Source organism: Nostoc sp. (genome assembly GCF_041747015.1).
Lineage (GTDB): Bacteria > Cyanobacteriota > Cyanobacteriia > Cyanobacteriales > Nostocaceae > Nostoc.
Genome location: NZ_JBGTFY010000387.1, coordinates 47,325 through 71,223 on the forward strand (window position 1 = coordinate 47,325; position 23,899 = coordinate 71,223).

Sequence of the window (23,899 nt, forward strand, 5' to 3'; positions counted from 1 at the left end):
TTTCACATTTAACATAAGTACTTTCATTACTTTTGCATTACTCAGGTTTGTGAATTCTAAACTACATAGTTGCCCAACTTAAGTATTAAATAAAATTATTACCAATAGTCTAGGAAAAGCAAAGACGTGAACCGTTTCAAAAAGCTATCCTCAATTGTGTTCTTGTTATTAGCTTTCATTTATCCATCTGCTTTGGCTGAAGCCAAGGATAATACTCTAAATAATGTTCTTAATGAACAGAGTCTTGACGCACAGACAAAGTTAGTTGGAGAGCAAAGTGAAGAGCTTTTGTTAGCTCACCGACGGAATCGACGACGTTATCATAGACGGCAACGGACTGGAAAATATTATTATCAACACCAGCGGACTCGGCGACATCATTATAGACGACGCCATCGCTCTGTACGTTATCACGGACAACCATATCGTTATGGAGAATGGGAACTTGTGCGTGATCGTCATGGACGATTAATGTATGATTGGCAGCGTTAATCGTAAACTTTACACCCAATTTTCTTAGAGAATCTTTATGCCTCAAAAACTATATTGTGGGCAGCAGGTGTTCAAGGTTCGTCTATGGGGAAAGTCCTAGCAGAAAGTACAGGTGTAGAGTGCGATCGCGGCAGCCACCCGAATGGGTAAACCGACAATCATCACAACAGCCTTAGCGCCAAAATCTATGATTTCACCAAGCGATCGCACCCTGAATTTGCTCGAAAATGGATCGAGGTGCTGACGCTGAAATATCAATAAGGCTTAACAGATAAAGCGATCGCCCAAAAAATGAACCTGAGCGATCGCTCTCCACTTCTGGCGATAAACTGGAATCAAAGCCTCTTGCTCAGGCGTTAACTTCTCAATCAGCGACGTAACGCCAACCTTCAGGCTCGTATTCCCTCTGAATTTTCACCATCCAATCACCTTGGGGAATAGAAATAGCTTTATGCTCCTCGTGAGCTAGCAATGCCGACTCTGAAAACACACGTAAATAAAGTGTGCTATCTTTTTCGTATAATTCCGCCTTTCCCTCAGTAATACGATGTTTATGACCTGTAACTTCGCCTTCCGCCAAAGTTAAATGAGGTATTTTTTGTCCTTCAACCTGCTGCACAGGTAGTAAGATGACATCACCTTGACGAATTGCTTGCATAGTTTTGCCTCAAGCGGATAGGTACAAACCCCACTTCGCTTTTACTCTTAAGTTTGGTTTAATTTTGGCACAACCTCTATGAAAGTGAGGCATTGAGAATAGACAAAGTAAAGACTTCTTTTTTAATAATTCCCCTTGTCCCCTTGTCCTCCCCACTCCCTAATTAAAGAATATTTTGAAAACTTTACTCGCCAATTATGCGTTAGATAAGTTAAAGATTGAAATAGCTGGAAATTCACAGCCAGCGTTCCCCTACCCTATCCTTTAGAAAGGACTGTACCCGAAGTTAAGCGGATTTTCGCCCTAACAGGCAGTTTGTGTGAGGATTAAATCACCGCTCTAAGCGTGACGTTTTATCTTGACAATTTGCAAGAATTACCTCAATTTGACTGTTTAGCTTAGTAGCTATTCTTTTTTTGAAATTTCCATGTCAACACTCGTCATCGTCGAATCTCCAACCAAAGCTCGTACCATTCGCAACTACCTGCCAGCAGGCTATCGGGTAGAGGCATCTATGGGTCATGTACGTGACCTACCCCAGTCGGCTAGTGAAATTCCCGCCGCTGTCAAAGGGGAAACATGGGCGCAGCTAGGGGTGAATGTGGACGCCGACTTTGAACCGGTATATGTTGTCCCGAAAGACAAAAAGAAAATTGTCACCCTGCTCAAAGAAGCCCTCAAAGATGTCGATGAACTGATTCTGGCAACGGACGAAGACCGGGAAGGTGAAAGCATTAGTTGGCATTTATACCAGCTACTCAAGCCGAAAGTTCCGACTAAGCGGATGGTGTTTCACGAAATTACCGAAGACGCGATCAAAAAAGCTCTGAAAAACTGCCGCAATATTGATGAGCAGTTGGTTCGCGCCCAAGAAACGCGGCGGATTTTAGATCGACTGGTGGGCTACACTCTGTCTCCCCTGCTATGGAAAAAAATCGCCTGGGGATTATCTGCTGGGCGAGTCCAATCTGTAGCTGTGCGACTTTTGGTTACTAGGGAACGCCAACGCCGCGCTTTCCATGAAGGTACTTACTGGGATTTGAAAGCTAGTTTAGAAAAGGAAAAAACCCCCTTTGCGACTCAGTTGGTGACATTAGCAGGAACCAAAATAGCTAATGGTAGCGATTTTGACGCAGCGACCGGGCTAATTACCGCAGGTCGCAATGTCTTGTTGCTAAACGTTGACCAAGCAGTAGCCCTCAAGGAACGCTTGACAGGAAAAACCTGGAGTGTTACCGAGATCGAGGAACGCCCAGTAACGCGCAAACCCTCGCCACCGTTCACAACTTCGACGTTGCAGCAAGAATCTAACCGGAAACTGCGCCTCTCAGCCCGTGACACGATGCGGGTTGCCCAGAATTTGTACGAGCAGGGGTATATTACCTATATGCGGACAGATTCGGTACATTTGTCAGATCAAGCGATCGCAGCAGCTCGAAGTTGTGTAGAAAAGCTTTATGGTAAACAATACCTCAGTCCCCAACCCCGGCAATACACCACCAAATCCAAAGGCGCACAAGAGGCGCACGAAGCAATTCGCCCAGCAGGTAGCAGCTTCCGCACCCCCCAAGAAACTGGTTTGGGCGGTCGGGAACTTGCCCTCTACGATTTGATTTGGAAGCGTACCGTCGCCTGTCAAATGGCTGATTCCCGACAAACTCAAATTAGCGTGCAGTTGCAAGTTGAGGATGCTGGATTCCGTTCTTCTGGCAAGCGAATCGAATTTCCCGGATATTTACGTGCCTACGTTGAAGGTTCAGATGATCCAGAAGCAGCACTGGAAGACCAGGAAGTAATTTTGCCTAATCTAAAAGTGGGAGATCACCCAAATTGTACAGAACTGGAAGCAGTTGGTCACGAAACTCAACCGCCAGCTAGGTACACTGAGGCTACTTTGGTGAAAACTTTAGAAAGCGAAGGTATCGGTCGTCCCAGTACCTACGCCAGCATCATTGGTACGATCATCGATAAAGGTTACGCCCAATTGGTGACTAACGCCCTTATTCCCACCTTTACCGCTTTCGCCGTCACCGATTTGCTGGAAAAACATTTCCCCGACATCGTTGATCCCAGTTTTACCTCGAAAATGGAGCAAACCCTCGATGATATTGCCACAGGTGAAGCGAAATGGCTACCTTACTTGCAGAAATTCTATTTGGGAGAGAAAGGGCTGGAAACCCTAGTTAAAGAACAGGAAAGTAAAATTGACGCCACCAAAGCTAGGACTGTAGAACTGGAGAATTTAGATGCCAAAGTCCGTATTGGTAAATATGGCCCCTACATTGAAGTTGAAAATGGTGACGGTGTTATTACTGCCTCAATTCCCAAAGACCTGACACCAGCTGACCTAGACCCCAAACAGGTAGAAACATTGCTGCGGCAAAAAACCACAGGGCCAGACCAGGTAGGTCGGCATCCCGAAACTGGTGAACCGATTTATGTGAAAATTGGTGCTTATGGGCCTTATGTTCAATTAGGTGACAAAACTGACGAAAACCCTAAACCGAAACAAGCCTCCCTGCTCAAAGGTGTCACCCCGGAAACCGTTACTTTGGAAATGGCTGTTGGTCTGTTGGCATTACCCCGGACATTGGGAGTTCATCCAGGCAGTGGCGGCAAAATCCAAGCTAGTTTGGGACGCTTTGGGCCTTATGTCGTTCATGACCAAGGTAAGGAGGGGAAAGACTACCGCTCACTCAAAGCTGCGGATAATGTATTGACAATTACCGTAGAACGTGCATTGGAATTGTTGTCTGAACCAAAAAAGGGACGTAGTTCCACCAACAGCAAGTCTAAGGCAGCCTTACGCGAATTGGGTGCACATCCAGAAGACAGCGAGACAATCAACATTTACGATGGTCCCTACGGTCCTTACATTAAGCATAGCAAAACTAATGTGAGTATCCCAGAAGGTCAATCGGTAGAAGATATAACGCTGGCTGAGGCACTGAAATTGTTAGAGAGTAAAGCATCGACAACAAAATCAACTCGCAAAACGAGTAAATCAACGAGTTCGAGTTCTAAATCTAAGTCAACTGCTAAGTCTTCAACGACTGTTGCGAAAAAAAAGAGCGCAGAAGGCTAGTCGCAAGTCAAGAGTCAATAGTCCAAAGTCAAACTCTTGACCCTTGATCCCCGTCCTTCGTAGGGTGTAGTTAGTTAGGTTGCTAATGTGATACTCTAAGGATTAAGGTAGAACAGAACACCAAATTTTAAAATTGGTTCATTGCCTAAATAGGCGAGCGTGTTAGCTTAATTAAAAGCCACAGGTGCAAAATACTTCATTTTTGCGTACCTGTTAATCAAAATTTGAGGTAGTATCTCAGGAGCGGTCAGTTCAATGGACTATATAGAAAAGGTGCTGGAAAAGCTTAAGGAATTAGCTCGTAGGCTAATTGACAGCCTGTTTGGCCCAGAGGCTGAACCGGAACCGGAACTGATTCCGATTCCTGTGAACGATCGCTCACGCCGTCGCCACTAGCCCCAAAGTGTTGAACTCAACATTGCAACCCTTAAGTATTTTGGCACTGCACGGGCCAAACTTGAATTTGCTGGGACAGCGAGAACCAGGAATTTATGGCTCGTTGACACTAGCTGAAATTAACCGCCTGTTAGAAGAAGAAGGATTAAAGTTACAGGCGAAAGTTTTTCCTGTGCAGTCAAATCATGAAGGAATTTTGGTAGATAGTATTCATGGCGCATTAGGGCAATATCAGGGAATTTTGATTAATGCCGGAGCGTATACTCATACAAGTGTGGCATTGCGAGACGCGATCGCTGCTGTTAACTTGCCCACAGTAGAAGTACATCTAAGTAATATCTACCGTCGGGAAGATTTTCGCCATCACTCGTACATCGCCCCAGTAGCGATTGGGCAAATCAGTGGTTTTGGCTCTCAAAGTTATTTGTTGGGGTTACAGGCATTGGTAAATCATTTAAGAGTTAAGAGTTAGGAATTGGTAGTAAAGTGAAGAATTAACAATATTTAATTAACTCCTCACTTTTAACTGTATAATTCATGCGTTACTCTCCTAAAAGTCGGTTTCAAGGTACTTTCCTGGGAGCATTCCTGGGGGGGAGTTCAGCCTCTGGCGGTGAAATACAGTCTCAGAATTACCTAGATTTTGGCAGAATGGCGGTTCTAGGGACTGAGAGTTTAATTGCGTTGGGTCGATTAGATATAGATGATTGGATAGCGCGTCAGCAACAAGAATCTCTTCATTCAGCCGCAACTGATGACATATCGATTAAAATAATTATTGCCACACTACCAGTAGCGCTCTTTTTTCACGAAAATCCAATTAAGCTCCGACAAAACTTGCTGCATATCCTAAAAATTTGGGAGAATGACCCAGTGGTAAGGGATGCAACACTAGCAGTAGGATATGCGATCGCTCTTGCCTTAACTGAAAAACTCGACCCCCTAACTCTCATCCCGCAAATAATTTCTTTTATCGGAGAAACACCGACATCAATACCAAAAAAATTATTAAAAGTCCAAAATTTATTAGAGCAAGGGGCTGGATTAGAAAAGGTGCAAGCTGAGTTTGGTAGGGAAGAAAAACTCAGTAATATTATTCCTATGGCATTTTTCTGCTTTTTGAGTACCTTGGAAGACTTTCGCCTTGCAGTTTTGCGGGCTACTTACAATGGCAATTTTAAAGTGCAAGGTGCTACGTCTGTAAGCTCCCAGGCTACAGGTGCAATTACTGGTGCTTTATCAGGAGCATATAATAGTACAAGCGGAATTCCCTTAAATTGGCGAGTCTTGCTCTTACAGAGAAGTTCTCCAGTATGGGGACTAACTAGCTTTTCCCAAATGTTAAAATTGGTCGATGCGTTTGTGGCAGTATGGTCAGGAGTGTATGACCTTGCCCTAAATCCAAGGGAGTTAACAGAGGAGGGATGTGAAGTAGCTCCGCTTTCAGTTTACGCGGCTCCTCGCGTTATTCGATCGCGTTAATAATAATTACGAATTACGAATTAACTCTCACCATCGTAGTCGCAATAGCAGCAGCCACAGATAAAACTTCCCTGATGATTGTCTTGTTTTGAGCGATCAAAGTCAGCAATTGCAGGCAAAGATAATGAAAATGCAGCAATTTTTGCAGTTCTTGACTAAGCAATTGACTCACTGGCGGCGAGGGTACAAAGGACTACGCCGTAAGGAAAAGTTAATCAGAAGTCCCAAAGGTAAGAGCCATATAAGGGAACTTCTAAGGACTATCCTCAAGAATGTACTTCTGTTTTTATCAAAAACTAATGACAAAAGCGAGCGCCGAAAACAAGAGAGAGCGCTAAATTTAAAGGCAAAATCGGTCAAAACTAAGAGTAATATTTATAGAGTCGGTTTACACTGGGTACATGAACAGCGTTCCTCGGTGATTTTGGCGATCGCTGTAGTGTCTTTTACAGTTATTGCTGGCCATAAATTATACAATCAAACTCAACTTCAAGTAGGAAATCCCGCGCCCCAGACAATTACAGCGCCTTACACAGCTAGCATCGAAGATCAGAAAAAAACAGAAGCCGAGCGCAAAGCCGTCAGTAATAGCTCCTTGCAAATATTGATGATTAATGCGCGAATGAACGAACAAATCAACAAAGATTTGCAACAACTTCTGGATGCTGGCAACGAAATTCGCGCCGTTGCTGGAGCTTTTCCTTTTTTTAATTCTGTGGTTTTGTCCATGTCTACCCAGCGTTACCTCCGCTATTGTCTTGACTCAGAATGGCAAGGACTGCTAGTAGCTGTAGAAAATGGGAGAAATCAGCAGAAAAAAGCAGCAGGACAAACCGCAGCTTCATCCCATCGATCATCGATAGCTGCACCTAATCAAGTACGCCAGAGGCGGACAATACCTTCTAAATCTGATTCCCAGAGTCCGCAGGTAACGCTACAGCAGCCAGAGCCAGTTGATTTCTCTCAAAACACTGACTTTACTCAAGCAGTAGCAGAACTACAATCTTACCGCGCCACAACTTCTGAGAAAAACTTGTCCTTACTGATTGCCCAAATTTCCCAAGCACGGCAAAGATACAACCAAGCCACCGCCAAACTTTTACAGTTAGAGACTGTTAGCCCAGAAGTAGTATACGAGGAATCTCTTCTTTTGGATTTGTCAGATGTGGACTGGGAAAAAACACAAGTGGGAATCTATCGGAGTACAGAGCGGATTCTCACCCAAGGCATCCCAGAGGGACTGCCAGAAAATATCTTAGAAGCTGCGGTGAGCTTACAATTGCAAACCTTTGTACCAGAAGAGGCCGAACCTTTAGCAAAGAACCTTTTGTTAGCTGTACTCAAGCCGAATCTGCAAAAAGATAAAGAACAAACGAGACAAAACGCTCAAAAGGCTGCTGCTGGGGTGCCCCCGGTAATGGTGAAGGTACAGCGTGGTGAGGTGATTGTTAAAAAAGGAAGGCAGATTACTGCATGGAACTTAGAGGTGCTGGAGCATTATCACCTGATTCGCCGAGAGGTAAAATGGCAGGGTTTGGCGAAGTTAGGAGGCGTTATTGCGATCGCCATTGGCATTTTTGTCTGGGTAGAACGCCATGTCAATTGCGAATTGCGGCAACGCGATCGCCTTTTAGTGTTATTGCTGACTCTAAGTGTGCCAGGAGTAATCACGATCGGATTGCCCTATACTACCTGGAGTGCCCTTGGTTTATTGTTAGGAAGCTTTTACGGCCCAACTTTGGGAGTGACAGTTATAGGATTACTGTCGCCGATATTAGGAATTAGCTTAGATATAAGCAAGGCTACGCTTTTAGCTGGTGCAGGGGGTGGAATATTAGGCAGTTACATAGCACAACGATTGCGATCGCGTGAAGAATTGGCATTATTAGGTGTGGCGATCGCTTTAACTCAGGGCGGCATTTATCTGGTTGTTAAAGTCTTAATTGGTCAGGCATTTGGTTCAACCTGGTATATTGTCTTTCGAGAAGCCGGATTCTTGGCTTTATCAGGCTTAGGCTGGAGTGTTGTAGCCTTGGGCTTGAGTCCTTATCTAGAAAAACTTTTTGATTTAGTTACCCCAATCCGTTTAGCAGAACTGGCAAACCCTAACCGCCCTTTATTAAAACGACTCGCTACTGAGACTCCTGGAACTTTTCAACATACGCTGTTTGTGGCTACTCTTGCCGAAGCTGCTGCCAAACAACTAGGATGCAATGTTGAATTAGTTAGGGCTGGTACATTATATCACGATATTGGCAAAATGCACGACCCCCTTAGCTTTATTGAAAATCAAATGGGTGGGCCGAATAAACATGATACCGAGATTAAAGACCCTTGGAAGAGTGCAGAAATTATTAAAAAGCACGTAACTGAAGGGTTGGTGATGGCGCGTAAACACCTTTTGCCGACAGCAATTCAAGCTTTTATTCCAGAGCATCAAGGAACGATGCTGATTGCCTATTTCCATCACCAAGCCCAGCAAATGGCTCAGGAAAATCCAAGTTTAACAGTAGATGACGCAGATTTTCGCTACGATGGACCAATTCCCCAATCACGGGAAACCGGAATTGTCATGTTAGCAGATTCTTGCGAGGCAGCGCTGCGATCGCTCGAAGCATCAGCGAAATATGGGGGAGAGAAGCGATCGCTTAAAGATGTCTCCAGCGAACAAGCTTTAACAATGCTGAATAATATTCTGCGTGCCAAATGGCAAGATAATCAACTCGTAGATTCAGGACTAACACGAGAGGAAATGTCACAAATCGCTCAGATATTTGTGGATGTTTGGCAGCAATTTCATCACAAACGGATTGCTTATCCAAAGTTGAAGGCTAGTAGTGCTGCACGGAATTCGTAATTATGCTAAGTATCCAAATAAACTAATATTCAGGATTCAGCCAAGGCAGATTAAGAAAAATTAATGGTAAATGCAATCTCTTCATAAGTGTGATCGCCTAATCTCATTGCGCGATTGTAGCTAATAAATTTATTAGTACACGATTTTCGTGTTTTGGCACGGTGATCCATGATACGATTGCTTTATTTAAATTTTCTGTAAAATACTTGCTCAATTGATGTCACGTTTATGAGTAACCCAGATTACCGCATTCCTGATGATATGGCAGTTGAGGTGTTAGCTGAAGCTGCTCGCTTATATGCTGAAGCCAGTAAAGGTTTCTCATTTGCAGATTTACAACAAGCGTGTTCAGAGGCACAAATTCCTCCACATACTATTAGACAAGCCATCAAAAATGTTGAAGATAAAAGGTTGCGCGAGCAAACAAAACGGCAGCAGTTCCAAGAGTACATTAAGCAACAAGTTAAAAAAGGCATGACTACGGGAATTGCATTTCTGATTCCTGCCCTCGCTATATCCAGTATTTTTATCTTTCAATCACAGTTAAAGCCAGTTCTATCTAAACTTTTATCCTCTTTTAAACCTGATCAACAGCAGTCAAATGCTTCATTGAAAACTCTTACAATTGAACGAGGCAAGTTAAAGTACTTTACTGATCCAAAGGGGCTTTCGATAGCTATTAGTGATGTAAGCTTGTACGAGCCTGTAAACGGTACAATTGGCACAGATGGTTATGAAAGTCTGAATATCACAAACACAGAGTGTAAAGCTCCTCCCCTTGATCGCAGCAGTCTAGAATCTTATGAATACGAACGTTGTCAGAATAGTGGCGGGAAAGTAGGGCAATTCTACAACTATAAGGGAATCTATAATTATCGAATCAAAATTATCGAAATCAATCGAGATAGTGCTACATTTCAAATTGATCAGCAAGGACAGGAATCTCAGAGTGCAGTAAAGCGACTTGAGGAAAAAATTGAACAGCTTCAAAAACAGGGCAAAGAACTTAAAGGCAAGATAAACGAGCTTCAAATAGAGAATGCTGTTAACAAGCAAAATCTTTAGGGGCGAGATAAAGTAATTGAAAGATTACAGCAAGAAAACAGCAACTAAGTTATCCAGTATTAGCTACTATAAATCTTGTGGTGACTTATTTGCTATTTTGATACTGCAAGCATTTCTTACTTTTTACTTGTTAATAATTTTCCCTTTTGATCTTCCGATAATCTCAAGACTTATTTAATCCTGGCTAACTCGACACACTAAGTTTAGTGCGATCGCTTAATATCGAAGTAAAGAGTAGCAAACAGTTTTATGACAGCAGCACTGAAGAGAGCAAAGCCATATATCGAACAACGAGATGGAGGATATTGGATCGAAGGCATTCGGATCACTCTCGATTCAGTTGTATATGCCTTTTTGAATGGTGAGTCTCCTGAAAGCATTACCCAAAACTTTCCATTACTCTCGCTTGAGCAAGTTTATGGTGCTATTACCTTTTATCTTGCCAACCGAGAGCTAATTGATGCGTATTTAAAAGAAGGTGAAAAAGAGTTTGAGAAATTGCAACAGTCCCTTAGAGAGAAAAATCCGCTAATGTATCAAAAGTTAAAAACTGCTCAAATACAGAAGCACAGCCAGGTATGACGACAGTTCGATTTCAAGCAGATGCTGACCTACGCCAAGCGATTGTAACTGGTACGATACGTAGACAACCAAATCGTGATTTTAAATCAGCTTATACAGCATTGCTCGAAGGTAAGAAAGATTCAGAGGTATTGGCGATCGCCTTTTGTCCCATTCAGTCGAGATGCTTCAGATTTTGCAAAAGAAGTGGAACTTTCATCTTTTCTAGCAAGTTCAGCCATCCATTTTTTAGTTCCAAATATTCCGTTCATCAAAGCAGGAATACTCAAATCTACATCTAGGGTTTTCCAATGTAATCCTTCACCAGAAGGTGTTACTTCTACTTCTGCTAAGTCCTTAATCGAAGCATCCGCTAGTCCTTGTCCTACCTCTGAAGGGAACCCAAACATACATTTATTGGACAAGAAAACTATAATCATTCCTAAATAAGGGTCATAAAAAGCACGAGTAGCCCGTGGTTCAGATGTGGCGGTAGTATCTGAGTTTGCTCTGGCATTGGCTAGCTTCTCTTTTAATTCTTCTGTAGCAGCAATCTTCTTAACCATGATATTCTCGCCACTTTTTTAGTAGTTCCAATTGGTGATCTGCAACTAACTGTAAGGCTTTCACCGCATCTTTATCACTCATGCCTGGGGATACCGAAACCCACTCTGGAGCTAGGTTTTCATCTCCTATGTTAATTTTTGCCTCTCCGCCCCCCTTAAAAACATGGACATGAGCAGGAATATGATCGTTAAGGTAGATACGAACCTCGAAACCGCCTTTTCTTAAAATTGTTGGCATTTGATATCTTAATTTTATCAGATATGACCTAAGCGCTTGGGTTTATCAAGTGACACTCAAGTTTCTTCTAGGTAACACCAAGGAGTAATATTAACAATACAAAGGGTTAGATTTTAACTACAGGTAATTAGAATAGAAAGTAAAACCACCGATGCATTAGTACGCGCCTACTTATCTCTCCAGCAAATTATTGGTGAGTTGTATACAGAAGCAGACAACGCCGTTGCAGAGGGAAATTATAATGATGCTAGCCGGCTTACTAGCCAAGCAGATAGGCTTTACCAGGCAGCAGAAAACTTGGAAACAGTGATTGCAGAGAATGAGGAATAAGCATGAGTGACCTACAATCCCAAATTAGACTAGAATCACAACAAACTGCCAAACTGAGCCAAGAAGCACTGACTGCCTTTGCTGCTCAAAACTTTACTCAAGGTAAAGCATTAATGAAAAAAGCTGTAGAGGCGGGGAGGAGATGTCAAAACCTGATTCAGCAGTATAGCCAGTTAAACATTAAGACAACTCTTTAAAAACCTTTGTTGCGCGACGCCCAAATGCTAAAAACCGCGATCGCAGTTTCCCAATATTCAACCCCTAATTCTCAGTACGTCGCACACCAGCCAAAATAAAATTAACTGCTGCTTGAGTATGCTGCTCAATCATTTCTGGACTCAGTAGTTGCAAATCGGGTCTAGTATGCTTAATGTTTTCGTAAGCGTTGAAGTACATATTACAAACCCCAATAATATGCAGAGTGGTGAGAAATGGATCGATCGCACGGAAACAACCTTCCGCCATTCCCCGCTCTAAAATCTTGATGAGATAGCTAAAATTTTCTTGCCAATTTCCCTCTTTAAAATACTTTCCCTGATTTTGGTTTGCTTCTTGAAACCAAAGCATTCCTCTGTGTGGATGAGCAGCTTCATAAGCGATCGCTTCTTTGACAAGCACCTTCAACGCTTCCTCTGGTGGAAACTGATCCAGATTTAGCTGCTCAAAGCCTTCGTGCATCTCCACCGCCGGACGTTGCAAAACAGCTTGATATAATCCTTCTTTGCTCTGGAAGTAGTAGTAAATCATCGCTGTGGTGACACCTGCACCTCTAGCGATCGCTTCTGTCCGCGCCCCACTGAGTCCGTTTCTGGCAAACTCCGCTTCCGCCGCATCGAGAATCTGCCTTTTCGTCGCCTCTGCATCGCGCACCTGACGCGGCTTTTTAGATGAGAATTTTGACTGCGTTGAACGACCCACATTGCTCCATCATCATAACGAAAATATATTAACTAAAAAATCGGTTAGTAGTTGACATAGAAGATGAAATTTATTAAATTAATACTAACTAATTTTTTAGTTAGTTGACTTTCAGCATAATTAAATATTCCTAGCGATTAGAAATCGGGGCTATATGAATGGAGGCACGTCCGGCATTTTTGCTTGGGATATTACCTATTTTACTAACGCATTTACAGAACTTTAGATAAATAACTTCTCAAGATTTTGGAGGAAACATGAAACCAATTTTACATGGTGCGCCTTGGTTAATCGCGCATAAATCTGTATTGGGAGTTAATAAACCTAATAAAATCACATTAAATGGACAGGATTATGTCATTTGGCAAAATAAAAAAGGTGAAGTGTTTGCCCTTGATAACATCTGTCCACATATGCAAGCACCCTTATCAGATGGCTGGGTTTGTGAAGACAGAGATACTATTACTTGTCCTTTTCATGCACTAGAATTTGATGGACAAGGCAGACTACAGCAAGGAGAAAAAAAGGACACTCAGCCAAGTACTAAACCATTAGAGCTAATTATTAGCAATGATTGTATCTGGACTTATGCCGGATTTGAGCCAAGATTATCCATCCCAGATTTGCATCAGAGAATTGTAGATGAATACGAGTTCATCGGAGTAACTGGGGACAAAAGTATTCAAGGAGACTTTTTGACTAACCTGATGGTTAACTATGACTATAACCATCAAAATGGTACTCATAAAGAACTATTTAAAATTACATCTTGTCATGTCAGTTATTTTGAAGAAAAAGGATATTATGCCACAGTCAAACAAGAACTGACGAGAGCCAACAACACGTTAGGAGAAATTATCAAAAATCCTATTTTGGGAATCTTCCCTAAAACGTTGGCTAATACACTCGAATATGCTTTCCCTTCAACTACAGCTTTTTTTGCCAAAACGCCTATTGGTGATATAGCTCAAATTCATATTCTCTACCCGGAAACTGAAAAAATCACCAAAACTTTTATTTTGATGTATGCCAAGTTCAAAAATTCTTTGATGAAATTTATGTTTAAAAACTCAGTTTTACAAGCAGCAGCCACAGTTATTGAACAGGATACAAGTGCAGTTGAAAGTTTGTATCCTCGGCAAAAACCAAAAATTAGATTGCCAAATGAAGAGATTATGTTTTACGCCGAAAAATTATACTGTGATTGGTAATTTGGATTTACAAAGCCTAACTGCGCTTTACAATTAAGTGGACACTGTAGCTAATTACTGCTGGAGGTACTCAAATATGCAACAGCTAAAATCCGCCGAGTCAATGCCTGGTAGCTATGGCTTGCCCATCTTGGGGGAGACTTTGGAAATATTTCGGGATTTAGAACTGTATATATGGCGGCGATTCCAGCAGCATGGTTCAGTTTTTAAGACAAGCGTCTTGGGACGTAAACGTGCTTATTTAATTGGCCCTGATGCTAATCGGCTGGTGCTGGTAGAACAAGCGGAAAATATGTCGTCACGCATGGGGTGGTATTTCTTAGAACCAACATTTGGCAACAATATTTTATTACAAGATGGTGAAGAACATCGGGTAACTCGTCGCTTAATGTATCCAGCATTTCACGGAAAAGCGATCGCTACATACTTCGACACAATCCAAAATATTGTGCAAGATTTCCTCAAAGATTGGGGAGAGCAAAGAACGATTTCTTTAAATTCTAGTTTCCGTCAGCTTACCTTGATGGTTGCGACTCGGCTTTTTTTGGGAAGTCAAAACAAGAGCGAAGTTGAGCAAACTAGTCAGTGGTTTACACAACTGCTAGATAGCAGTATGGCAATATTCAAATGGAATGTTCCTTTTACTTTATATGGTCGCGGTCAAAATACTAGGGGTAAGTTAGTTGCTTTTTTGCGTCAAGCGATGCCTGCGGCGGGCTACGCCTACGCCCAGCGTATCGAGCAGGGTAACTTAGAAGAATCAAAAGATGTTTTGGGATTACTGCTAGCAGCTGTTGATGAAGATGGCAATAAATTGAGCGAAGCACAGGTAATCAACGAGGCATTACTATTGCTGTTTGCCGGACATGAGACAACAGCCTCCTTACTGAGTTGGGTAATATTTGAATTAGGTAATCACCCAGAATGGCGAGAGCGACTGCGCCAGGAACAGTTAGCAGTTGTGGGAGACAATCCCCTTAACCTGTCCCATCTCAAACAACTTCCACAGTTAACCAACGTGCTAAAAGAAGCAGAACGGCTGTATCCCCCAGTGTATGCCTATAATCGTGGTGTAATTAAGGATATTGAGTATGCAGGCTATTGCATCCCAGCAGGTTGGTTTGTGACTATTTCGCCGATGTTGACTCACCGCTTACCAGAACTGTACACTGATCCCGCTCGCTTCGACCCCGATCGCTTTGCACCACCTCGTGAAGAAGATAAAAAACATCCTTTGGCACTAGTGGGTTTTGGTCATGGTTCGCACAGTTGTTTAGGCATGGAATTTGCTCAGATGGAAATGAAAATTGTACTTTCTACACTGCTTCGCCATTACGACTGGACAGTAAAACCGGATTATTCGGCGATCGCTCCAGTTCGCCAGCCTTCTAAAGTTAAAGATACTCTACAAGCGTATATTGAGCCTTTGAATAGCAAGCTAAATTCTTAACATGATATAAAGTTAAAGTTCGATTTGCTACATAAACCAAAAGGTTAGGATAACTGCTACAACTTTCGGGCAGTGTTATACCGTTCATTTTTTAGGGAATCCTATATATGAAACTGTATAAAACTTGTCAGTAAAGAGGTATGAAAATCACAGGAACAATCAGGGGTATTAATATCCGGGAAGGTAAAGCACCTTATGGCTTCATTACTCCTGAGACAGCAATACCTGATCACAAGGGAGACATACGTTTCTTCGCAGATAGACTAATTGGAATCGAAATTAAAGATTTAGAAAGAGGGAATTTAGTAGAATTTATTGTCCAAGAATGGAATAAAAAAGATGGTACTGTAGAAAAAGTTGCTGAGGAAGTATGCTTCCTAAATGAATCTAGCAGATTAGTAGGGGTTATTAACTGGCTAAATCAAGAAGAAGGTAAAGGCTTTATTAGACTTGACAAACCGCTAAAAAATCAAGATAAAGATTTGCTATTTTTTAAGCAAGATTTAGAGGAAATTACACTTGAAAATCTTTCTAAAGGGGACAAGGTAGACTTTACATTACAAAATATAAATTATCAAGATGGAAGGGTTATAAAAGCTGTTAAGAAAATTCGTTTAGTTTTTCCAACCTTACCTAAACCAACGGCATCTTTGAATAAAAAAGCTATTTTTAATATTGATACTTTTAATGTTAAAGATGTCAAAGAAAAAATTAGTTCATGCTTGGGTAATTCCATGAAGCTTTCAGATTCAGCAGAGTTTGAGGATTATGTATTTATGGTTCTCAGGCTTCTCGGTATCCATAACTTATATCAATATGACAAAAAAAACCAAGCAGGTAGAGCAGATGGTTTCTTTATAATAGGAAGCCTTGCAGTAATGTATGATTGTACGCTTAGAAAAAACTTTGATGAACACAAAAAAGAGCAGATTGAAAACTATGTAAATAAATTAAAAAATTCTCAGATGACAATTGATGTAAGACTTACAGATGGTGGAGGAAGGAAAAAAACGCTCCAAATTCAAGGTAAAAATCGTCAAGTTTGGATAATTAGCCAAGAAAGTACTAGAGAATTATATGATGTTGATGGTATTCGTATTAAAGAAATTTCAGTGCAAGATTTGATTAAAATACTTAATAAAAGACTATATTCAGATGCTTTTGAAGAAGATGAACTATCTGCACATCTTGCAGTAATTGATAAAACTTAATCTTACTTTTTTATGACACTTACCTCCAATTTATATATTGAGATAGAAGCTTATCTTTATAGATGGTCAACCTATTGTTAGGCTACATTTAGCAAGTTTGAGATGTAACTATGACTGCCCTGATTCTAAACCTCAGCCCCACCATTGAGTTAACAGATGAGCAATTCTTCCAACTGTGTCAGAATAATCGAGATTTGCGACTTGAGCGCACGGCAGAGGGAGAATTAATTATCATGCCACCAACTGGATGGGAAAGCGGAAATCGCAATAGTAGACTGACACAACGCTTAGGTAATTGGGCTGACGCTGATGGCACAGGTTTGGCTTTTGACTCCTCAACGGGTTTTAAGCTCCCCAATGGTGCAAATCGTTCTCCTGATGCATCTTGGGTGAGCCGGGAGCGATTAGAAGCCCTGAATCCAGACCCTGCAAAATTCCTACCACTCGCTCCCGATTTTGCGGTAGAATTGCGCTCTGCTTCAGATAGCTTAAAGACTGTACAACAAAAAATGCAGGAGTATATCGATAACGGTGTGCGTCTGGGCTGGCTGATTGACCCCCAGAACCAACAGGTGGAAATTTATCGCCCAGGACAGGAAGTTGAAGTTTTGCGCTCGCCTACTAGTTTATCAGGTGAGGATATATTGCCTGGGTTTGTGCTGGATTTAGCCCAGATTTTGAGTTAAACGATCCTTCGTGTTTACTAGCAAGATTCAATACCTTCGCCAATTTAAGAAGAGTTGAAACTCAATTTTGAAGGGGATGAAGCGAATTATTAGCTTCACTGTTTACAATACATGACAAGATGCCCAAAAAGGGGTGGTGTAAAAGAGTCATTTGTGTCTTAATTTGTTTAGATACAAATTTTACTGCTATCAGGGTAATTACGATGACAAATAGACCTCCTTCCGAACCGGAGTCATCCCAAAGAACTGCCCTTGGCTTTGATGAATTTATAGCCACCACGACTTTCGCGCACTCCAAAGGAAAATGTAGAGAGTAAATTATCCGCAGGAAACTCGTCTCAGTAAGCTTAGTAGCAAAAGTGGTCACTCAAGAAGCAGAGGAGCTGAGGAGAAAGATTCTTTATTGCTCCCCTGCTCCCCTGCGAGGAAATTCAAAATTAGAGATTCAAAATTCAAACAAAGACTTTGAATTTTGAATTAGAGCATTTGCGTAGCGTCTTTGCAGGAGAAGCGATAGCTCAGATATTAAGCTTCTGGAATTTCTTTACCAACCACTTGTGATTTAAGAATGGTGATTTCACCAGTTAACTCTTGCCTGGTTGAGGCTTTGAGTAAATAGCGGTAAACAAACCAGGCAGAATAACCAATACCAATCAACTCAAAAGTAGGTGCTACCAAGGGGATATCATTTAAAGCATCTAATATTGCCAAGAGTACTTTAACCCCAACAATCGATCCCACAATTAAACCAACTGTTACCAGAGGTTGCTTATATTGATTAAAGAAGCTTCCTAGATATTCTGGCAATGTTGCTAAAAAGCTAGAAATTTGCTCCCCGTATTTTAGCCATTCATCTTGAGACTGCGCGGGAGGCTGAAGTTTGGTGATAGTTCCTGTTTGGTTGTTGATCTCTGCCACTGTAGCCTCTTTTGATGTGGTTTCTGTGAATTCTTGTTCTGACATTTTCACTCCTATAAATTTGACAGGTGAGTTTTTTTAATCTGGATAATTACAACCAAAAGGCTGTTGATTAGGTAATGCAAAAGTGCATCAGTACAATTGAGTCAAAGACACAAAAGAGTTTTAGTGTTCCATAACCATAATTGCTCCGCAATATCTACTGCATCAACTACAAGGTAGATCAGTAGGAGGATAGAACTCAGAAAGCAGCAGGATGTATTATAGTTCAGCTTTCTGAGTTCTTTTTTGAATCAACTGGAATCCTCAGGTTGTAATTATCCCATTTCGTGTCATTTGCTCATAATCGTACTAAATCTTAAGTACAAATCATCCAAAAATCAGTCTACCTCTCATTTATATAAGCCTAAAAGTAGATTTTATCTGATATTAAAGCTATCTTAAGCCGCGTTCGTCAATTAACGCATTGGTATTGATATTAATACGGAATAAAAATATTTGTGTATTCACATAGACTAGACTTTAGAACTATTTTATGATAATGATGCCTGAAGATTGAGGATTGGGGAATAACCCATGCCCCATACTCTACAAGTATCCTTAGCAACATTGCGATCAAAACCGCTGATATAATATAAGGATATGCTAATTATCTAGTGAGCAATGATTTGCTCTTCCTATAAAAGAAGATAATGTAGATGTGAATCACCAGTTAAAGTATTTGCACAAGCTAGACTGATTTGGTGACTTTTGCGTGAAGGCAAGTAGATTTGAGGAATGCCAACTCAGAAGCCAATCCCTATCGACAGCAGTTCAGAAAGCAAAAAAGTGTCAGAGGAAGAGCCATCAATAGACGAACTCCCGACCATAGAATTTCCCTCACGAGGGAGACTCAAAGCCAGTTCTTGGCGTATCCATCAAAAAATTGGCTATGGGTACTTTGTCGCTATTGGAATTGGTTTTTTTGGCTCACTTACTGGATTAGTGATCGCCAACTATTACCGGGGAAGAGAAGTCAGACAATTTAATCAAGCTTATGAACAAGGACAATTACTGAGTAATTATAAAGATGCAGTAGTAGGCGCGCAATTGCATAGCTCTAACCTAGTTGCTGTATTAGAAAATTCACAACAGCTAGAAAGTAAAAAAGCTGATTTTCTGAAGAATGTTGAAAAAGCTCAACAACTAGAGTCAAAAATTACCGGATTTATCAACAGTAAACCCCGGAGACTAGCAGCAACAAGTTCTACTTTACAAACGTTATTGCTGGATTACAAGACTAACTTAAAAGCCTACGTTGACCAAATCGAGGTAGTCTTACAGAAAATTGACTCCCAGCAAGTGCGGCCTGAGCAGATTTTCTCTGCCCGATCGCAGTTATTGACAATTATGCGTAGTGAGACAGCCATACGGCTAGATCAGCTTTCGCAAAACTTGACTAACATCCTGCAAACTGCTGAAGATCAAGAGCAAGAAAGGCAAAAAGCCGTTGAGCAGGCGAAAGGAGTTGAGCGATTCATTGTGATTATGAGTATGCTGGTTTCGGTAGCGATCGCAGCCATTGTAGCTTGGCGTACCAGTCGAGCGATCGCTGAACCAGTGATCACTGTCACCCAAGTAGCGGAACAAGTAGCTCGTAAATCTAATTTCGATTTGCGAGCTCCCATCACCACTGAAGATGAAATTGGCCTGCTTGCCAAATCTCTAAATCATCTAATTGAGCGGGTATCTGAGCGCACTAAACAACTACAACAAGCTAAAGAATTAGCCGAAGCTGCTAGCAAAGCAAAAAGCGTCTTTCTGGCAAATGTCAGCCACGAGTTACGTACACCATTGAACGCTGTCATCGGTTTAAGCCAACTTCTAGAAGACGATGCTGCCGATCTTGGTTTATCAGCAGACTTTATCACAGACCTAGAAACAATTAACTCTGCTGGTAAGCATCTACTGCACTTGATTAACGAAATCCTCGACTTATCAAAAATTGAAGCGGGGAAAATGACCCTCTATCCAGAGACATTCGAGATTGCGAAGCTGATTCATAATGTCATCCTTACAGTCAAACCAGCAATAGAAAAAAATGCCAATATCTTAGAAGTGCATTTTGATCAGCAACTTGGTATCATGTATGCCGATCAAACCAGGATGCGGCAGGTGTTATTAAACTTACTTAGCAACGCCGGCAAATTCACTACAAACGGCAAAGTAATGCTGATAGTCAAAAGAGAAAAGCATGAATTACGACCAGAGGCTCCTTTGGGTATGATTACTTTCACCGTTAGGGACACAGGTATAGGTATGTCTCACCGTCAACAGCAACAGTTATTTCAACCTTTTACACAGGGGGATACCTCGACTACAAAAAAGTATGGAGGTACGGGACTGGGGTTGGCGATTAGCCGCCACTTTTGTCAGATGATGGGTGGTGAGATTATTGTCAAAAGTGAGCCGGGAGTTGGTTCTACTTTCACAATTCGTCTGCCAATGACTGTGCAAGATTGAATGAGGCAGGAGGATAAACGCTAGGACATTTTTGGTGTATTAGACTACAAAATTAATAATATAAATAATTAACTAAATAGGAAAATTGAATGGAAGGTAAAAGATTTATCCGTTCTCTACGATTAGAAAACTTTCTTTCTTATGGAAGTGAGGGTGAAGAAATTGAACTGCAACCGCTCAATGTCTTAATTGGGGCTAACACTTCGGGTAAATCGAATTTAATTGAAGCAATTGGAATTTTAAGGGCGACACCCACAGACTTACCCGCCCCATTTCGGCAAGGGGGAGGGATTAGCGAGTTTCTGTGGAAGGGTGGACAGGAAAATCCAGTAGCCAAAATAGAAGCTACTTTAAATTATCCTCAAAGATCCCAAAACCATCAAAGATCCCAAAACCAAATTTTGCGCTATTATGTGAACTTGACTTCAATTGTTCAAAGACTAGAGTTAGTGGACGAAGCTGTAGAGAATGAACGACCATATCCAGGATCAGATGATGTCTATTTTTATTATCGTTACCAACGTGGTCGTCCGGTTTTAAATATTAATAAGTTAGACGATGACTTCAACATTCAACGTACTCGTACTCTTCGGCGAGAAGATTTAATTCCAGATCAGTCAGTTTTATCTCAACGAAAAGATCCAGATTTGTATCCAGAACTATCTTACCTCAGCAGTGCATTTTCTAATATAGGTTTATATCGTGACTGGCAGATGGGGCGATATTCAGTACCAAGAAATGCTCAAAAACCTGACTTACCTGAACATCCTCTACTAGAAGATGGAAGTAATCTGGGTCTATTTTTAAACAATTTAAAAAATAAAATAGGTCATAGAAAAATTATTGATAAACTAAAAAAATTTTATGAAGCAGCCGAAGAACTGGGTGTAATAATATCTGGTGGTACAGTACAGATAACTATTCGTGAAGAGGGTTTTAGTCAACCAATTCCTGCGAATCGGTTATCTGATGGTACACTTCGTTATTTATTTTTAATGGCTTTACTGCTTGATCCAACTCCACCGCCACTTATATGTATTGAAGAACCAGAGATTGGTTTACATCCAGATATTTTACCGACTATTGCAGAAATGCTCATTGAAGCGTCTCAGAGAACACAATTAATAGTGACAACTCATTCTGATGCTTTAGTTTCTGCTTTGAGTGAATATCCCGAATCAGTAATAGTTTGTGAACGAGATAAAAAAGGTAGTCACCTCCATCGTCAGGAACCTGAGAGATTGGAAAAATGGTTAAAAAAGTATACCCTTGGCGATCTCTGGCGGATGGGGCAAATTGGTGGAAATCGTTGGCAATGAAGATATACATTTACATTGAGGGTGCTGAAGATGAAGATGATACTGAACTGCTAATCAGACCACGCCCAGGTTTTCGTAGTGGGATCAGGAGTGGAAAATAAACCACAACTGGACTACGCGTCGGTTTTATAAAATTTTTTCAAGAACTATATGATATTGCTGGTGAAAACATTAATATATTTATTGTTATGTGTGGTTCACGGCGTGATGCTTATGAAGATTTTCAAACAGCTTTAGAATCTCAGCCAGAAGCTTTAAATGTGTTATTAATTGATGCTGAATCTCCAGTTGATTCCACTGTTACACCTTGGGAACATCTGAGAAATAGAACAGATGATCATCCTTGGATTTTAGATGCAGTTAATTTTGAAGATGATCAGTGTCATCTGATGGTGCAAACGATGGAAGCATGGTTAATTGCTGATATTGATGCTTTAAAAGAGTTTTATGGGGAGGGATTCCGGGAAGATGGAATCCTTCAGGGAATGGCACGGTATGGTAGCGTAGAAGAAGTTTCTAAAGCTACTCTGAAAGTATGGCTTGAGGCAGCTACTCGCCGTACCGATAAGAGAAAATATCATAAAACAAACCACGCTCCAAAGCTCTTGGAATTGCTTGATGTAGCTAAGGTTCGCCAAGCTTCGGCATACTGCGATCGCGTCTTCACCACTTTAACAGAAATAATCGATGCATCAGCAAGCTAATATAACGAAGGGTAAAAAATTCTTCAGCGATCGCAATTCATCTTTAACATCAAGCTATCATCGGATATTGGGGAATTTCCGCGCGTAACTCAGTAGCATCTATGACCGCTTCTCACTCTGAAACTCCATCTACCAAACCTGACGCGAGTACTTTTATTTCCGACCATCGACAGGTAGACCGCACTAAGCTAAGTCAAATGTACCTGCACTATGTCGAAACAAAAGATAAATATCCTCACGCAATGTTGCTGTATCGGGTCGGAGATTTCTTTGAATGCTATTTCCAAGATGCTGTAAAATTAGCGCAAGAATTGGAATTAGTCCTCACTAGCAAACAAGCTGGAGATCAGGGGCGAGTGGCGATGTCTGGTGTTCCGCATCACGCTTGGGAACGCTACACGACGATGCTGGTAGAAAAAGGTTATGCAGTAGTAATTTGCGACCAAGTGGAAGATGCTTCTGAAGCGGCAGGTAGATTGGTGCGGCGGGAAGTAACGCGCATCCTCACCCCTGGCACTTTGCTGGAAGAGGGAATGCTGAAATCAAGTCGCAATAATTACCTAGCAGCAGTAGTAATTGCCGCAAATCATTGGGGATTAGCTTATGCAGACATCTCCACGGGTGAATTCCTCACAACTCAAGGTAGTGATTTGGAACATCTGACACAAGAGTTAATACGCTTGCAACCTTCCGAGGTGCTATTTCCGACAAATGCGCCCGATTTAGGTAGTTTACTGCGTCCGGGAGAAACTTCACCGCATCTACCCCAGTGTTTGCCAGCATCATTTTGCTATAGTTTGCGATCGCAAGTTCCCTTTTCCCAAGGCGAAGCTAGACCTCGATTATTGCAGAAATTTAAAGTGCGATCGCTTGAAGGACTCGGTTGCGATCATCTTCCCCTCGCCGTCCGTGCAGCTGGTGGTCTTCTGGAATACGTGGAAGATACCCAAAAAGAAAACTCAGTTTCCCTTCAGAGACTCCGCACCTACACCGCCACCGACTACCTAATTGTTGACAGCCAAACCCGCCGTAACTTAGAAATTACCCAAACTGTCCGGGATGGCACTTTTCACGGTTCTCTACTCTGGGCATTAGATAAAACTAGTACGGCGATGGGTGGGCGGGCTTTGCGGCGGTGGTTGTTGCAACCCCTACTCGATATTAAAGGCATTCGGGCACGGCAAGATACCATCCAAGAGTTGATGGAAAATACGCCCCTACGTCAAGATTTGCGGCAGTTGTTACGCCAA

General features: G+C 41.6%; 23 protein-coding genes and 1 pseudogene. 18 read left to right on the top strand and 6 right to left on the bottom strand.

The genetic code is table 11. The features are described 5' to 3' along the window. Window positions 1–126 precede the first annotated feature (126 nt). On the top strand, window positions 127–492 hold the full coding sequence (locus tag ACEW80_RS30400) for a hypothetical protein (protein WP_373530172.1): 366 nt from the start codon (window positions 127–129) through the stop codon (window positions 490–492). A gap of 96 nt (window positions 493–588) precedes the next feature. On the opposite strand, the gene ACEW80_RS30405 is transcribed toward ACEW80_RS30400, so the two are convergent. Together ACEW80_RS30405 and ACEW80_RS30410 are read right to left on the bottom strand one after the other, a co-directional pair. Then, window positions 589–750, bottom strand: coding sequence for a hypothetical protein (locus ACEW80_RS30405; RefSeq protein ID WP_373530173.1), 162 nt, complete (start codon window positions 748–750; stop codon window positions 589–591). Window positions 751–856: 106 nt separating this feature from the next. Further along, window positions 857–1,150 carry a hypothetical protein gene (locus tag ACEW80_RS30410; RefSeq protein WP_373530174.1) on the bottom strand — a complete coding sequence of 98 codons (294 nt, stop codon included), beginning with the start codon at window positions 1,148–1,150 and terminating at the stop codon, window positions 857–859. Between the two features lie 427 nt (window positions 1,151–1,577). Between ACEW80_RS30410 and topA the strand changes: the two genes are divergently transcribed. From topA to ACEW80_RS30445, 7 genes are all read left to right on the top strand, one after another. Beyond that, on the top strand, window positions 1,578–4,235 hold the full coding sequence (gene topA / locus ACEW80_RS30415) for a type I DNA topoisomerase (RefSeq protein ID WP_373530175.1): 2,658 nt from the start codon (window positions 1,578–1,580) through the stop codon (window positions 4,233–4,235). A 255-nt stretch (window positions 4,236–4,490) separates the two neighbouring features. Continuing rightward, entirely contained in the window at window positions 4,491–4,631 is a 141-nt protein-coding gene (locus ACEW80_RS30420) for a hypothetical protein (protein ID WP_373530176.1), read from the top strand. A 22-nt stretch (window positions 4,632–4,653) separates the two neighbouring features. Further along, on the top strand, window positions 4,654–5,103 hold the full coding sequence (aroQ, locus tag ACEW80_RS30425) for a type II 3-dehydroquinate dehydratase (protein WP_373530198.1): 450 nt from the start codon (window positions 4,654–4,656) through the stop codon (window positions 5,101–5,103). A gap of 65 nt (window positions 5,104–5,168) precedes the next feature. Then, on the top strand, window positions 5,169–6,113 hold the full coding sequence (locus ACEW80_RS30430; protein ID WP_373530177.1) for an ADP-ribosylglycohydrolase family protein: 945 nt from the start codon (window positions 5,169–5,171) through the stop codon (window positions 6,111–6,113). A gap of 124 nt (window positions 6,114–6,237) precedes the next feature. Further along, a complete protein-coding gene (locus ACEW80_RS30435) occupies window positions 6,238–8,970 on the top strand; it encodes an HD family phosphohydrolase (RefSeq protein ID WP_373530199.1) in 2,733 nt (910 codons plus the stop codon). Window positions 8,971–9,198: 228 nt separating this feature from the next. Continuing rightward, window positions 9,199–10,035 carry a hypothetical protein gene (locus ACEW80_RS30440; RefSeq protein WP_373530178.1) on the top strand — a complete coding sequence of 279 codons (837 nt, stop codon included), beginning with the start codon at window positions 9,199–9,201 and terminating at the stop codon, window positions 10,033–10,035. 249 nt (window positions 10,036–10,284) lie between these two features. Next, a complete protein-coding gene (locus ACEW80_RS30445) occupies window positions 10,285–10,617 on the top strand; it encodes a DUF433 domain-containing protein (RefSeq protein ID WP_373530179.1) in 333 nt (110 codons plus the stop codon). Window positions 10,618–10,739: 122 nt separating this feature from the next. Here the strand turns inward: ACEW80_RS30445 and ACEW80_RS30450 are convergent, their stop codons facing one another. Beyond that, on the bottom strand, window positions 10,740–11,162 hold the full coding sequence (locus ACEW80_RS30450) for a DUF2442 domain-containing protein (protein ID WP_373530180.1): 423 nt from the start codon (window positions 11,160–11,162) through the stop codon (window positions 10,740–10,742). Then, window positions 11,155–11,400: a DUF4160 domain-containing protein gene (locus ACEW80_RS30455; protein ID WP_373530181.1), complete on the bottom strand. Its 246-nt coding sequence runs from the start codon at window positions 11,398–11,400 to the stop codon at window positions 11,155–11,157. The genes ACEW80_RS30450 and ACEW80_RS30455 overlap by 8 nt, the downstream gene beginning before the upstream one ends. A 198-nt stretch (window positions 11,401–11,598) precedes the next feature. Between ACEW80_RS30455 and ACEW80_RS30460 the strand changes: the two genes are divergently transcribed. Then, on the top strand, window positions 11,599–11,730 hold the full coding sequence (locus ACEW80_RS30460; protein ID WP_373530182.1) for a hypothetical protein: 132 nt from the start codon (window positions 11,599–11,601) through the stop codon (window positions 11,728–11,730). A 2-nt stretch (window positions 11,731–11,732) separates the two neighbouring features. Beyond that, window positions 11,733–11,927: a hypothetical protein gene (locus ACEW80_RS30465; RefSeq protein ID WP_373530183.1), complete on the top strand. Its 195-nt coding sequence runs from the start codon at window positions 11,733–11,735 to the stop codon at window positions 11,925–11,927. A gap of 64 nt (window positions 11,928–11,991) precedes the next feature. On the opposite strand, the gene ACEW80_RS30470 is transcribed toward ACEW80_RS30465, so the two are convergent. Further along, the gene (locus tag ACEW80_RS30470) at window positions 11,992–12,648 is read right to left on the bottom strand and encodes a TetR family transcriptional regulator (protein ID WP_373530184.1); all 657 of its coding nucleotides are present in this window, start codon (window positions 12,646–12,648) and stop codon (window positions 11,992–11,994) included. A gap of 257 nt (window positions 12,649–12,905) precedes the next feature. On the opposite strand from ACEW80_RS30470, the gene ACEW80_RS30475 reads away from it, so the two are divergent. The 4 genes from ACEW80_RS30475 (at window position 12,906) to ACEW80_RS30490 (ending at window position 17,206) form a co-directional block, all read left to right on the top strand. Continuing rightward, entirely contained in the window at window positions 12,906–13,859 is a 954-nt protein-coding gene (locus tag ACEW80_RS30475; protein WP_373530185.1) for a Rieske 2Fe-2S domain-containing protein, read from the top strand. A gap of 76 nt (window positions 13,860–13,935) precedes the next feature. Further along, window positions 13,936–15,309 carry a cytochrome P450 gene (locus ACEW80_RS30480; RefSeq protein WP_373530186.1) on the top strand — a complete coding sequence of 458 codons (1,374 nt, stop codon included), beginning with the start codon at window positions 13,936–13,938 and terminating at the stop codon, window positions 15,307–15,309. A 140-nt stretch (window positions 15,310–15,449) separates the two neighbouring features. Next, the gene (locus ACEW80_RS30485; protein WP_373530187.1) at window positions 15,450–16,520 is read left to right on the top strand and encodes a hypothetical protein; all 1,071 of its coding nucleotides are present in this window, start codon (window positions 15,450–15,452) and stop codon (window positions 16,518–16,520) included. Window positions 16,521–16,630: 110 nt separating this feature from the next. Beyond that, entirely contained in the window at window positions 16,631–17,206 is a 576-nt protein-coding gene (locus ACEW80_RS30490; protein WP_373530188.1) for a Uma2 family endonuclease, read from the top strand. A 525-nt stretch (window positions 17,207–17,731) separates the two neighbouring features. Here the strand turns inward: ACEW80_RS30490 and ACEW80_RS30495 are convergent. Further along, window positions 17,732–18,169 carry a CAAD domain-containing protein gene (locus ACEW80_RS30495; RefSeq protein ID WP_373530189.1) on the bottom strand — a complete coding sequence of 146 codons (438 nt, stop codon included), beginning with the start codon at window positions 18,167–18,169 and terminating at the stop codon, window positions 17,732–17,734. A gap of 732 nt (window positions 18,170–18,901) precedes the next feature. Between ACEW80_RS30495 and ACEW80_RS30500 the strand changes: the two genes are divergently transcribed. The 4 genes and pseudogenes from ACEW80_RS30500 to ACEW80_RS30515 form a co-directional block, all read left to right on the top strand. Then, entirely contained in the window at window positions 18,902–20,626 is a 1,725-nt protein-coding gene (locus ACEW80_RS30500) for an ATP-binding protein (protein WP_373530190.1), read from the top strand. An 89-nt stretch (window positions 20,627–20,715) separates the two neighbouring features. Then, entirely contained in the window at window positions 20,716–21,945 is a 1,230-nt protein-coding gene (locus tag ACEW80_RS30505; protein ID WP_373530191.1) for an AAA family ATPase, read from the top strand. Between the two features lie 188 nt (window positions 21,946–22,133). After that, window positions 22,134–22,649, top strand: coding sequence for a DUF4276 family protein (locus ACEW80_RS30510; protein ID WP_373530192.1), 516 nt, complete (start codon window positions 22,134–22,136; stop codon window positions 22,647–22,649). A gap of 101 nt (window positions 22,650–22,750) precedes the next feature. Continuing rightward, window positions 22,751–23,899: pseudogene (locus ACEW80_RS30515) on the top strand (DNA mismatch repair protein MutS); the annotation flags it as partial.